At 51.5% G+C, this 12449-nt stretch carries 12 protein-coding genes and 1 pseudogene; 1 reads left to right on the forward strand and 12 read right to left on the reverse strand.

Annotation, left to right across the window (positions count from 1 at the left end):
• Nucleotides 1–340: 340 nt before the first annotated feature.
• Nucleotides 341–1321, forward strand: coding sequence for an IS5-like element IS5 family transposase (locus tag HV127_RS28665; RefSeq protein WP_042934497.1), 981 nt, complete (start codon nt 341–343; stop codon nt 1319–1321).
• 151 nt (nt 1322–1472) lie between these two features.
• On the opposite strand, the pseudogene HV127_RS31890 reads toward HV127_RS28665, so the two are convergent.
• The 12 genes and pseudogenes from HV127_RS31890 to bamB form a co-directional block, all read right to left on the reverse strand.
• Nucleotides 1473–1672: pseudogene (locus HV127_RS31890) on the reverse strand (hypothetical protein); the annotation flags it as partial.
• Between the two features lie 36 nt (nt 1673–1708).
• A complete protein-coding gene (locus tag HV127_RS28670) occupies nt 1709–2152 on the reverse strand; it encodes a single-stranded DNA-binding protein (protein WP_182240380.1) in 444 nt (147 codons plus the stop codon).
• 181 nt (nt 2153–2333) lie between these two features.
• Entirely contained in the window at nt 2334–5090 is a 2757-nt protein-coding gene (locus HV127_RS28675; protein ID WP_182240382.1) for a TOPRIM and DUF927 domain-containing protein, read from the reverse strand.
• On the reverse strand, nt 5090–5308 hold the full coding sequence (locus HV127_RS28680; RefSeq protein ID WP_047724288.1) for a hypothetical protein: 219 nt from the start codon (nt 5306–5308) through the stop codon (nt 5090–5092). Before HV127_RS28680 ends, HV127_RS28675 begins: the two co-directional genes overlap by 1 nt.
• Nucleotides 5301–6038 (reverse strand): host cell division inhibitor Icd-like protein, encoded by a 738-nt coding sequence (locus HV127_RS28685; protein ID WP_182240385.1) that lies wholly within the window; start codon nt 6036–6038, stop codon nt 5301–5303. Before HV127_RS28685 ends, HV127_RS28680 begins: the two co-directional genes overlap by 8 nt.
• Entirely contained in the window at nt 6035–6214 is a 180-nt protein-coding gene (locus HV127_RS28690) for a DUF4222 domain-containing protein (RefSeq protein ID WP_047724290.1), read from the reverse strand. Before HV127_RS28690 ends, HV127_RS28685 begins: the two co-directional genes overlap by 4 nt.
• Nucleotides 6214–6816, reverse strand: coding sequence for a BRO family protein (locus HV127_RS28695; protein ID WP_182240387.1), 603 nt, complete (start codon nt 6814–6816; stop codon nt 6214–6216). Before HV127_RS28695 ends, HV127_RS28690 begins: the two co-directional genes overlap by 1 nt.
• A 161-nt stretch (nt 6817–6977) precedes the next feature.
• A complete protein-coding gene (locus HV127_RS28700; protein WP_057072140.1) occupies nt 6978–7196 on the reverse strand; it encodes an AlpA family phage regulatory protein in 219 nt (72 codons plus the stop codon).
• Between the two features lie 86 nt (nt 7197–7282).
• The gene (locus tag HV127_RS28705; RefSeq protein ID WP_182240389.1) at nt 7283–8089 is read right to left on the reverse strand and encodes a hypothetical protein; all 807 of its coding nucleotides are present in this window, start codon (nt 8087–8089) and stop codon (nt 7283–7285) included.
• Nucleotides 8090–8192: 103 nt separating this feature from the next.
• Entirely contained in the window at nt 8193–9446 is a 1254-nt protein-coding gene (locus tag HV127_RS28710) for a site-specific integrase (protein WP_182240391.1), read from the reverse strand.
• Nucleotides 9447–9674: 228 nt separating this feature from the next.
• The gene (gene der, locus HV127_RS28715) at nt 9675–11153 is read right to left on the reverse strand and encodes a ribosome biogenesis GTPase Der (RefSeq protein WP_182207541.1); all 1479 of its coding nucleotides are present in this window, start codon (nt 11151–11153) and stop codon (nt 9675–9677) included.
• Between the two features lie 115 nt (nt 11154–11268).
• Nucleotides 11269–12447, reverse strand: a complete 1179-nt coding sequence (gene bamB / locus HV127_RS28720) for an outer membrane protein assembly factor BamB (protein WP_110272112.1) — start codon at nt 12445–12447, stop codon at nt 11269–11271.
• Nucleotides 12448–12449 lie beyond the last annotated feature (2 nt).

Below are 12449 nucleotides of genomic sequence, written 5' to 3' on the forward strand. Positions count from 1 at the left end.
TCTTTGAACCCATTTTTTTGGGGTTTTTCATATCTCATGCAGAAGCATGAAAACCACCACACAAAGCGGGCTGGCGTGGCGGAGATACGAAAGCGCACGAAGCGAGATGATCATCATCACAAAATTGCAGTAAGAATAAGCTTAAAGCGCTTGAATTTTTTCCATCTGATTTGTTAGGGTTATTAGATACTCTCCTTTGTAGTCCATTCGAAGGAGTTTTTTGCGATTTATGCGGGTGGATTCTATGACAGGCAATGTCCCGGCAGTACTAAGGAAGGTGCGAACAAGTCCCTGATATGAGATCATGTTTGTCATCTGGAGCCATGGAACAGGGTTCATCATGAGTCATCAACTTACCTTCGCCGACAGTGAATTCAGCAGTAAGCGCCGTCAGACCAGAAAAGAGATTTTCTTGTCCCGTATGGAGCAGATTCTGCCATGGCAAAACATGGTGGAAGTCATCGAGCCGTTTTACCCCAAGGCTGGTAATGGCCGGCGACCTTATCCGCTGGAAACCATGCTACGCATTCACTGCATGCAGCATTGGTACAACCTGAGCGATGGCGCGATGGAAGATGCTCTGTACGAAATCGCCTCCATGCGTCGGTTTGCCCGGTTATCCCTGGATAGCGCCTTGCCTGACCGCACCACCATCATGAATTTCCGCCACCTGCTGGAGCAGCATCAACTGGCCCGCCAATTGTTCAAGACCATCAATCGCTGGCTGGCCGAAGCAGGCGTCATGATGACTCAAGGCACCTTGGTCGATGCCACCATCATTGAGGCACCCAGCTCGACCAAGAACAAAGAGCAGCAACGCGATCCGGAGATGCATCAGACCAAGAAAGGCAATCAGTGGCACTTTGGCATGAAGGCCCACATTGGTGTCGATGCCAAGAGTGGCCTGACCCACAGCCTAGTCACCACCGCGGCCAACGAGCATGACCTCAATCAGCTGGGTAATCTGCTGCATGGAGAGGAGCAATTTGTCTCAGCCGATGCCGGCTACCAAGGGGCGCCACAGCGCGAGGAGCTGGCCGAGGTGGATGTGGACTGGCTGATCGCCGAGCGCCCCGGCAAGGTAAGAACCTTGAAACAGCATCCACGCAAGAACAAAACGGCCATCAACATCGAATACATGAAAGCCAGCATCCGGGCCAAGGTGGAGCACCCATTTCGCATCATCAAGCGACAGTTCGGCTTCGTGAAAGCCAGATACAAGGGGTTGCTGAAAAACGATAACCAACTGGCGATGTTATTCACGCTGGCCAACCTGTTTCGGGCGGACCAAATGATACGTCAGTGGGAGAGATCTCACTAAAAACTGGGGATAACGCCTTAAATGGCGAAGAAACGGTCTAAATAGGCTGATTCAAGGCATTTACGGGAGAAAAAATCGGCTCAAACATGAAGAAATGAAATGACTGAGTCAGCCGAGAAGAATTTCCCCGCTTATTCGCACCTTCCCTAACTTTTGCCACTTCATCGAATCCGCCAGTATTATTGGGAATGATGCCCATCATCTTCGGCGGTCTTCAGTACGTTACCATCATGCTACCGTGGCTGACGTTTTTGATGTTCAGAACCCCATCCTTTGCCACTACTTCTGATAGTAGGATGATCTGCCGTACTTTATTCCGTTAGGTGAGTACATTAACAGTTTGCGGAAGTCAGGAAACACTCAAGTGCCTAGCATTCAGCTTACTATCTAAAAATCATCGTCATACGGCGGGGTCTGGTCGAATCCTTCATACCCGGTGGTAGGCGCTTGATGTTCATGGGCCCGTCGTAGGGCATCCGTAGCTTGCCCCTGCTGTCCCGTTTTACCTCCTGGGCGTACCGTTCTGGCACTGAGTACACTGTCCGCAATGATCTGATAGCCTTGCTGAGTACCGCCATCCTGACCAGTCCACTGATTGAGCTGCATATTACCCACCACGCTGACAAGGTCGCCTTTACGGTGTTTGGCCAGCGCATCGGCCTGTTTACCAAAAGCAATCACGCCCAACCAGAAAGTAGCCTCTCCGTTATCTGCCGCATTACAGGGCAGAGCTACCGCCAGGCGGGCCATAGCCATGTTCGTACCTTTTCCCGTTGTTCTGGTCTGCGGATCGGCCACCAGCCGGCCGTATGCTGAAATTTGAGCTGTCATCGCTGCGATCCTCTCTTCTGATGCCCTGTACCTGATTCAGTGTTGGTTCAAAATGGTAGTTTGTTGCCTCACTGTTGGTTCATTTTTTAAACATGAAATCTTATTAAACAGATATATATAACTACTGAGGCAACTGAACCAACTGAACCAACACCTAAACTACGCGCATGAAAGAATACTTTTACTCTGGCTGGTCGTCGTCCGGCAGATACTGCAGGACATAAACCCGGATCTGTCGCCCATCAATGCGTGGTGACTTTCTCTGGAACCCCCGGCCTGAAGTCGGCGGTGTAAGCATGCCGGCTTTCTTCAATACCTCCGCAAACTGACGGGAGTTAAAGCCGCGGGCGATCTCCCCTTCGAAGGCCGCCGGGAAGGTGTAGAACACCATTGGGTCAGCCTCGTGACCGCCCTTCTGCCTGTATCCCGCCAGGTTGGAGATTGGCAGGCTGGTTGGGTCATACGGGAACGGCGCAAAGCGGCTCATGCCATAGGCGTTCAGGAATGCCTCGGTCTGCTCGATAATTTGCTGATGCTCTTTGTTGCCGGTACCGAACTCACGCAGCCAGGCGTTATAGCTGTACTGAATGGCATCCCGGCACGTCTGCTCATCCCAGCCGGTTATCACATTACCTAACAATAGTGCGGCTTCCAGAATGGCAAACCGGGCGCCAACACGATGGACCTGCTCCCCGTAATCCGACGGGATCAGGCTACGCCAGCGCTCTTCCGCTACCCTGACAGCACTTACCGCCTCTTGCTGGTGGTCAGCCAACCATTTCACCCATTCACGCCCGGACACTCCGTGGTTGTGCTGGTATGCATCTTTGAGAGCATCGGCATGGTGCTTACCATTGGTATGCTCATGGAAACGCACTGCCCGACGCATCGGAATGTTCAGCAGGCGAACCAGTTGCCCCGCTTTAGCCTTACGGCCGGCACTGGCAATGAAGGTCTCCAGATCCATCTCACCGGTACTGATTGCCACAGTACGCCAGCGCTTCAGATCACGGTTTCCCCCTTCCTTCGCTCCCTGCAGTTTTCCGGTGCCGTTAAACAGCGCGTAGGCCGATTTATAGACCTCCACCGGGTCAGCCCCCTGGCCGATCTCGTCAAGCGGCATCAACGCGTCATTATGTGCGGCGGCCTCATTCGCCAGCCCAAGCGCGGTGCCGTACCAGGTAAGGCGCAGTACATCCGGATTGCCGTAGAGACTGGATGCCACATTGGCAGTGGTGGTCTTACCGGCGCTCGACTGTTCGTAGAGGTGGATACCGAATCCATCAGCACCAGCAAGGCCAATCAATGGAGCTGCCAGAGCTGCGGCCACGCCAGTCATCATGGAATAGTTGCCAAGGGCCAGACGTCCCACACTCTCCCGCCAGCTCAGCGCGGTACCACTGGTGGTGTAACCGGAGGCGGCAGAACTCCGCCCGTTAAACAGCACCGGTTGAACGGGAGTACCAATGATTTCGCCATCCGGCATGATGTAGGCACCACACTGCCAGCCCGTAGCATGCGCAATGCGCCATACCTCACCATTGGCACAGCTCTGCAGCCAGTCGGCCAACGTTGCACGTAAACCACTTTTGGTTGTGACGTTCACTCCACCAGCCTTGAGCGTTCGCCAGCCTTCGCGTTCACCGATATCAGCAAATGGTATTGCCTGAACAGTATCCCCCTTCGAACCGAATGGCCGCCAGCGCAGGATCAGATACCGGGTTTTATTGTCATCAATGCCAATACCAACAACATTCAGAGCTGAACATAGCCAGCTTTCACGGTTAATAATTTCACCGGTAGTGTTGTCTGTTTTGGGTTCAACCCAATAAATACCGTCAGCACGGCTTTCGACATGAGGTCGCAGAGATTCAGGTTTTGATGCGCCTTTCTTCCCTCCGTTGATCACTTGCAGTTTCGCGGACACTTCAGGCTCCTGCGGTTGATACATCGAATTCTTAAACGCCGTTGTAGCGGCTTCTAGTCCATGCTGCTGATGGTAGTCGTTCCAGTCGGCCTTTTTCACCGTTGGTGGTAAAGCCACCCAGCCAGAGACAGCCTTTGCAGCTTTCTCCGCAGCGTCTTTGCCTATATTTGGCTCTCCTGGCTTAATATCGTTGTCGGCAGCAATGATGATCTGCGCATTCGGGTAACGCTGATGCATGGCCTGGGCGACGGGCTGCAGGTTGCCAGCGTCTATGGCACATACCGTCAGTGCTTCCGGGCGTGCCAGATGGACAGATAAGGCTGTTGCCAACCCTTCAGCAATTAAAACACTCTGCGGTGCGTCTGCTTCGTTTACAGCATGGTATGCACCTCGCTTCGCCGAGCCGGCCAGAAGACGTTTTTCACCCTGCTGTGTAATGGTCTGCGCAGCTGTTACTGTGCCAGATTCATCAACCAGCCCTAACAAAAGCGAACCATCCGGCAGAACAGGGAAGGTAAACCCAACCAACCCCTTGTTCATGAGGTATTCGCTTTCACCCTCGAAAGCTGTTTCTGCAAGCCCCTGCCAGTGGCTCACAAATAAACCGCGGCGCTGTTCTATTTCAGCCAACTTGCGCCGTTGGCGTTCCTGCTCGCGCTGCTGGCTTTCGGCTTTCATTTGTTCCCGCTTCTGGGTAGCTGTCGCTTCGTCCTGTTTCACCGTCCGGTAATCAATACCCAGCACATCAGCGGCAAGCTGCGCCGCCTCCGTGGTGTCACAGTTGTTAACCCGTTTGATTAAGTCCAGCCCGTCACCAGCGCCGCACTGGTTGCAGATAAAGCTACCGCGGCCGCCATCATCGAAACGGAAGCGATTCGAGCCTCCGCAGGCCGGGCACGGTGCGTGCCGCCGCGGTGAATCCGGCACATCGATATGCAGCCCAGCCAGCACTGTAGGCCAGCGATCAGCTGCAGCCTGGGTAACTTCGCGGATGAGATCGATATTTTTCATTAGCAATCACCATCTTCCAGACGTGCGTTGTGCTCTAGCTTTTTCAACAACTGAGTACCAATAAGTTCCGCGGCATCTACGAGATAACTTTTGGTATGTGGATCACTGACATCGTTAATTGTTCGCAGAATCGCCAACACGCATTCTGTTTCGTAGGTCAGTTCATCGAGCAGATAAGGATTCTCGGTGATGACTGTGGGAAAGGAATTATTACGCATGAGCCACCTCCGTCAGACGGATGCGGCCAGCGAAAAAACAAACGTGATCACGCACTAAAGTGCGACGGGCTTCGCGTTCAGATACTGCGGTAACGTGGAAGATTTTTACAGTGACGGATTGGCTATCACGTCGTATAGCAGCGATGATCCAGATAAATTGTGGATTTTGGGTAGGGGTAGGGGTAGTAGCCATGGTGGCAGCCTCCTGTAACTGGGTCTGAAACCCACCACCGGAAACGCCAATTTCGCTGGTGGTGGACTGAACAGGGTTGGCGTAACCGGCGTTACAGGAAACCGGCGCGGATTTCTCCGCCCCCATCCAGCCCACCATTATTTTGTGAGCGACGCGGATTATACCCGCAACGCAGAAAAAAGGGTGTACTGAATTAACGACACAAAAAAAGACGCATGGCGCGTCATAGGTCGCCTGTAAACTATCCGGGACGCCAATCCCGGCACCAGATTTTGCTGGTGCACAATAACCATAGACCTGGATGACGCAGAACATCAAGCCATTTTTTATGGACTCGCAAAAATTTTTACTGCAGGTGTTAAAGGAATCGCTATTCCTATTCCAGAAATTCCACCCGGCATTTTGCGCACCACCTTCAGTGACCCGCAAAGTGACAGGTTTCGACAGGTCCCCTCGGCGACGCAGCACCCGCAAAATACTAACATTTGCTAACAGGCCAGCCATAGAGAGGCTATTACCTTGGATACTGGTAATCATTGTTTCACCTCCGCGTACTCCTTCATGAATCGGTCAATGGGCTGTACGCAAGGGAACTGGTAGCCCTCGCGATAGAACGTCACGCGGTTGTGCGCTACAGAGACGACGCTCACCGTCTGGCCCTGCGCGTCGCGATATGCGTGATTTGGCAGCGGTGTGCTGGTGGAGTTAGCCATTAATGAACCTCCAGCAAGTCAGGTTGATACTTACGCCACAGCTCGATTTCTTCGGCGGCTAGGCGAGCTTTCTCACCTTTGCATGACTGAAGATCTTTACCGCACCGGCTGGCCCTCTTCGTGTAAAGCTCTTTGCGGCGGGTATGGTCATTAAGGAGCGCGAACGGCACACCGTAGGAGCCAGTTTTACGGATAGAAGGCACAACCTCGCGGAATACCCAGTTGCTGAAGCGGTGGGCGAACGTGCCGGGAGTGGTGGCCTTGCGACTGCGAGCGATCAGTTTGTAGAAACCTGACTCAGCGGCCATATTCCAACTACGTGCTCCGCCACGCTTACCTGAATGCCCCTCATTTAAAGTTAGGGTCATTACCTCATCGTTATCCAAAGAAGTAACAGCACTGGTTGGGTTGCTAATTTCTAGGGCTTGGCAAACGTCAGAAACGACAAACCACGGTTCACCATCGACATTCACAATGCGCACGGAATACCTCTCGAATTTAATGACTGAAATATCGCTCTCTTCGGCTTTGAATATCTCTTTCTGGCTGGCTACAGGCTGAGTGGAGGCCTCAGAATTGAATCTGATTTTTTCGATTTTCATTTTATGGCTCCGTTATTCGGCGGCGAATGCGTCCGGAAGTTGGTTAATTATGTGATCGACTTCAATTTTACAACTTGGTTGAATAAAAATTTCAGATGTAGAATTAACCACACAAACATATGGTCTGGCCGCATTTTCTCTTGAGTGGTTTTTTTTCACCATTAGATATTCTCCCTGCGGCGGTTAGCCAGCCAATTATTAATCTCCACGGCATCAAAAGCTGTTATTTTTTCGCCCAGCTTAATGGGTTGTGGCATGACTTTAGCCTTCACCCAGCGATCTACAGTGGCAACGTGAACCCCCAGAGCGTCAGCCAGTCGATAGCGGCGAATGTAACCGGTTTGTGGTAAGGCGTGGGTTGTTGATTGATGTGTGTCCATAAATCCCCTAACTCGTTATTACCGCTCTATGCGGCGTCAGGGGTATGCTACTCGCTGAAAATCGTAATATTGTAATATTACAAAAATCAATCTAAATCCGAATTCTTTAACCATTTCTCAACAACATTGCCAGATGGTGGAGTCAGACCTTTATTCTCAAAATCACTTTTTATTACCCCTCTCGGGTTATCAATATGTTTTCGTGGCGAGTTAGCCACATCGTCTCCATAGTTAATGGCAATTAATTGCTTGATAAAGAGAGCCATAGCATTGACAGTTTTCATTCCTACTTTGCGCGAGTCACTTGGCCCCTCTGGCATAGGTGTTTGCAGGGGGATGGGGACCGGAGTGGGAGTTGGGGCGGGATAAAGAATATCCCTAATTGCCTCGATGTCTTCTGAGTGAATCCTTAACAGGCTTTGTCTTATCTTTGGCACATATTTACAGTTGTAATCACCAGCGTATGAATCTCCATATTTGATAATTTTAATGATAACAGGGAAGTCCCCTATTGACTTGAAGGGATCAGCAAGAAAATCGTCTGTTATAATGACATCATTTTTGATGTTGTTAATAATTTGCTGGCTTGGTATAAAAAGCCCTTTGACTATTCCCTCAGTTTTAAATACGCCATCCAACTCATCAAAAGTGACTCGGATTGGCATAAATGATGAGCATTCATCTTGCCAGAAAGGTACTTCGTCTAACTTAAGAGGATCAAAATCCTTTTCGTCATTAGTAAAAATGATTTCGGCTCTAAGGTCTTTACAGTCGATGCATAGTTTAATCACTCTCTCTTCCCACCATTGGAAAAGATCATCAACATCACATTCTAAAAACTTAGCAGCTTGCTCTAACGTCATTGTTTTAAATGGAATTGGCTTGCGGCTCATAACGTCACCTATAACGTCCCCCTTAAAAAATGACCTGAACAGGCGGTAAGGTTTGCCGCTTTTCGCCCCGTCGAGCTAGTTCAGGTCAGTTCGTCAATTCTGGTTACTTAGCCTTTCTCAGCGGTGTAACGTTGTATTCTTGGCCGGACTCCAGAGCCACCAGCAAATCGGCCCACTGAGATAACGCCGCTTTCCGCTCATCAAAATACTGGTGACGGTTATAGATGCCCTCTATACCCGGTATTTTGTGGTTTAGGCAGCGTTCAGCTATCACCGGGTCAATACCTATAGCCGCCATCTGAGTCCGCATGGTGCGCCGTAGGTCGTGGATACTGAACGGCTCAACGTCAGCCATTTCTTTCAACACTGACGGCATTACCATATTCAGCGTGGCCCGGCTAACGTGCGCCGTTGTTCTGGCTCGTCTGGCTGGGATTAACCAACGGCTATCACCGGCGAAAAGGCGAATCTCTTTAATCCATTCGGTCACCGGCACCGGCAGCGGAATATCGATATCATCCCCATTCTTAGCCCGGGAGCCTGGCAGATGCCAAACCTGATTATCAAGGTCAAATTCCGCCCATTCAGCGGCGCATAGCTCCATCTTTCTAACACCCAGCGCCAGTATTATTTTGAATGTGAGTTCATTCTCCCGGCTGATACCTCTGCCACGGCGCAGCGCTTTGAAGAACAGAATTAGTTCATCACGGCTTAACGCTCGTTTGCGCCCCTGCTCCTTCCCTCCGGCATCTTTCGAACCAAAGGATATAGCGGGATTAACCTCAACCATCCCGCGCACCACTGCATAATCAAACAGCCGTTTGAGCATCCGAAGCACATCATTAGCTACTGTGGGGGAGCCGCGCTCTAAAACATCCTGCAGGACGGCATCAACATGGCGTGGTCGAACGTCCTCAACTTTCATCCGTCCAATGAGCGCTACAATATTCTTTTGCAAACTACTGCGGAAAAGCTCCGGGTGTTTATAGGTGGTTTCTATCTGGCGGGAATAATACTCAGCGGCAAGCTCTGAAACGTGGATAGCGTTCTTCTCAGCCTCTATCTTCGCTATTGCCTCGGCTTTGCGCTCCTGCTTTTCTGCGGCTACGTCATACCCAAGCGCTACCCGTGCGGATAGTTCTTTAGCTACCTCTCTGGCTTTGGCAAGTGAGAAATCGGAGTAAGAGCCGATCATCATCGTGCGGGACTTCCCCACCAGCTTATACCGATAGCGCCAAAAAGGGATTTTATCCTCTTTACGAAACCTCAGATAGAGGCCGTCGCCGTCTGCTCGCCCCTCGAATCGTTCCCCGCTCTTAATCCATGCTCGGATCTGCATGTCTGTAAGTTTTGGCATATGCGAATACCTGAAAAACCTTGCCGTGATCCAGTTGGGTACACCGCGAAATGTACCCAAATTGCTTAGAGGTATACCCAAAACATCAGTTTCTGATTATGGGTACACCTTTGTGTACATGCTAATCATGCGCTTTGTTGCGTCTTTATGATAGCCCCTGATAACAAAAAAGCCCGGCAGATGCGGGCTTTATGATTTTCGTGCTTGTTGGTAAATCGTCCTGCTAGCTTATTTGCTTTTCTTGATATGTTTGATTAGGCGCTTGCGCTTACGCATCTGGTTCGGCGTCAGGGTATTACGTTTATTAGCAAACGGGTTTTCCCCTTCTTTGAACTGGATACGAATCGGCGTGCCCATCACTTCCAGCGATTTGCGGAAGTAGTTCATCAGATAGCGTTTGTAAGAATCCGGCAGGTCTTTAACCTGGTTACCATGGATGACCACAATTGGCGGATTATAACCACCGGCATGAGCATATTTCAGCTTCACACGACGACCGCGTACCAGCGGCGGCTGATGATCCTCTGCCGCCATGGTCATAATACGGGTCAGCATCGCGGTACCCACACGACGGGTTGCGCTGTCATACGCTTCGCGTACGGATTCAAACAGGTTGCCTACGCCGCTACCGTGCAGTGCGGAGATAAAGTGCACGCGAGCAAAGTCGATAAAGCCCAGACGGAAGTCCAAAGTTTCTTTAACCTGCTCTCTGACTTCCTGGCTCAGACCATCCCATTTGTTGACGACAATCACCAGCGAACGGCCGCTGTTGAGAATAAAGCCCAGCAGGGACAGATCCTGATCGGAAATACCTTCGCGGGCATCAATCACCAACATCACCACGTTGGCGTCTTCAATCGCCTGGAGGGTTTTGATAACTGAGAATTTCTCTACGACATCAGTGATTTTGCCGCGCTTACGCACGCCCGCGGTATCGATGAGTACGTATTCACGCTCATCGCGCTGCATCGGGATATAAATGCTGTCGCGAGTCGTGCCGGGCATATCGTAGACCACCACGCGGTCTTCACCCAGAATGCGGTTGGTGAGTGTTGACTTACCGACGTTCGGGCGACCGACAATTGCCAGCTTGATCGGCAGATCCTGCGGGTTAAAGTCATCTTCCGGCTCTTCAATTTCTTCGCCGTTCTGCTCAGCTTCAAACTTTGCCCAATATTCTGCGTCTTCGTCCACTTCTTCTGGCGGGTTTACTTCGTCAACCCACGGCAGCAGGACGTGCTCCAGCAAACTGGTCACACCGCGACCATGCGAAGCAGCAATCGGATAAATTTCACCCAAACCCAATGACCAGAAATCAGCAACTGCCTGATCGGCATCGATACCGTCAGTTTTGTTCGCCACCAGGAAGGTCGGTTTTTCGCGAGAGCGCAGATGCTTGGCGATTGCTGAATCCGCAGGCATCAAGCCCGCGCGCGCATCGACCATAAACAACACCACGTCCGCTTCTTCAATCGCCAGCAGCGATTGTTCTGCCATCCGCGTTTCTACACCCTCTTCGTTACCGTCGATCCCGCCGGTATCGACACAGATAAATTCGCGACCTTCTACTTCAGCACGACCGTACTTACGGTCACGAGTCAGCCCCGGAAAATCCGCGACCAACGCATCACGAGTGCGCGTTAAACGGTTGAAAAGCGTGGATTTTCCAACATTAGGGCGCCCGACAAGCGCGACCACAGGTATCATGTTAAATGCCTCTTACAAAAATCGATACAACGTCGCTTTTCACGACGTTTCTAAAAAAGTCAAAACGGCCCCTGTCTGCCAGGGGCCGTTTCTCAAAAACAAACTACTGCTGTACTTAACGCGTAACTGCGTACAGCGTGCCGTCTTTGGCCTGAATCAGCAGTTTACCGTCGGCAACTACCGGGTCGGTCAGGAAGCCGGAGCTATCCATTTTCTGCTGGGCCACAAAGTGACCATCTTCCGGGTTGAGCCAGTGCATATAGCCTTCGCTATCGCCGACGACCAGATTTCCATTATACAACACCGGCGCAGTTAACAGGCGATGCAGTAGATCGCTTTGCGTCCACAGCGTCACGCCACCGTCAGTGGTCAGCGCCAGCACACGGTCATTCTGGTCAACCAGGTAAATACGGTTGCCATCAACAATGAAATCGTTCACTGAACCCAGCTCGCGTTTCCACATAATCTGGCCGCTACGCAGATCCAACGCCGTCAGGTTGCCGTTATAGGCCAGCGCATAAATTACGCCGTTAACGATAACCGGAGTTGTATCGACGTCGTTAAGGCGGTCGATTTCAGTCGGGCCGGTCGCGGTAGAGATACGCTGCTGCCAAATCATCTGGCCCTGCTGCATCAGCACCGCGCTTACGCGACCGTTGTCACCACCAACAACGGCAGCACCGTAGGCGGTAGCGGGAGCGGATTCACCACGCAGGGAGAGCGCTGGCATATCAAGGTTGACGGTCCATTTTACTGCACCATCAGCCTCGTTCAGAGCCTGCAACTGACCGTTGGTCGTATGAATCAGAACCATGCCGTCGCTCACCACCGGACGAGAAATGGCTTCACCCGCCACGCTAGCTTCCCACGCGACGGTGCCATCGCTGGTATTCAGCGCAAAGACTTTGGCTTTTTCACTACCGATATAAACATGACCGCCGGAAACGGTCACGCCGCCGGAAAGCAGTGCAGGCGCGCGGGAGAACCAGCCGTCTTTCTCTGCCAGGTTAACCGACCATACTTCTTTACCGTCACCTGAATTCAGAGCTTTAACGGTGCCTTTCCGATCGGCGGCATAGACAACGCCATCGGCAAACGCCGGGTGAAGATTAGAGTAAAATTCGCCGATACCGCCGCCAACTGAGGTGCTCCAGGACGTGGACGGCGTAAACTGGTTTTCCACCGTCGGCAATGGTGACATTTTCACCACATCTTCTTCGCTATTAAACAGCGAACAACCGCTCAATAAAGTAACGGAAAGCAGCCCTGGCAAAAGTAATTTACGCAATTGCATCG

Origin of the sequence: Klebsiella sp. RHBSTW-00215 (genome assembly GCF_014103785.1) — a bacterium.
Taxonomy (GTDB): Bacteria; Pseudomonadota; Gammaproteobacteria; order Enterobacterales; family Enterobacteriaceae; genus Klebsiella.

What these genes read in the sequence shown, in the direction of transcription:
- HV127_RS28690 (WP_047724290.1), bottom strand. Translation starts at nt 6,214, where the DNA reads ATGGCTAACTCCACCAGCACACCGCTGCCAAATCACGCATATCGCGAC.
- HV127_RS28710 (WP_182240391.1), bottom strand. Translation starts at nt 9,446, where the DNA reads ATGCCAAAACTTACAGACATGCAGATCCGAGCATGGATTAAGAGCGGG.
- HV127_RS28675 (WP_182240382.1), bottom strand. Translation starts at nt 5,090, where the DNA reads ATGAAAAATATCGATCTCATCCGCGAAGTTACCCAGGCTGCAGCTGAT.
- HV127_RS28705 (WP_182240389.1), bottom strand. Translation starts at nt 8,089, where the DNA reads ATGAGCCGCAAGCCAATTCCATTTAAAACAATGACGTTAGAGCAAGCT.
- HV127_RS28700 (WP_057072140.1), bottom strand. Translation starts at nt 7,196, where the DNA reads ATGGACACACATCAATCAACAACCCACGCCTTACCACAAACCGGTTAC.
- bamB (WP_110272112.1), bottom strand. Translation starts at nt 12,447, where the DNA reads ATGCAATTGCGTAAATTACTTTTGCCAGGGCTGCTTTCCGTTACTTTA.
- HV127_RS28670 (WP_182240380.1), bottom strand. Translation starts at nt 2,152, where the DNA reads ATGACAGCTCAAATTTCAGCATACGGCCGGCTGGTGGCCGATCCGCAG.
- HV127_RS28665 (WP_042934497.1), top strand. Translation starts at nt 341, where the DNA reads ATGAGTCATCAACTTACCTTCGCCGACAGTGAATTCAGCAGTAAGCGC.
- der (WP_182207541.1), bottom strand. Translation starts at nt 11,153, where the DNA reads ATGATACCTGTGGTCGCGCTTGTCGGGCGCCCTAATGTTGGAAAATCC.
- HV127_RS28685 (WP_182240385.1), bottom strand. Translation starts at nt 6,038, where the DNA reads ATGATTACCAGTATCCAAGGTAATAGCCTCTCTATGGCTGGCCTGTTA.
- HV127_RS28695 (WP_182240387.1), bottom strand. Translation starts at nt 6,816, where the DNA reads ATGAAAATCGAAAAAATCAGATTCAATTCTGAGGCCTCCACTCAGCCT.
- HV127_RS28680 (WP_047724288.1), bottom strand. Translation starts at nt 5,308, where the DNA reads ATGCGTAATAATTCCTTTCCCACAGTCATCACCGAGAATCCTTATCTG.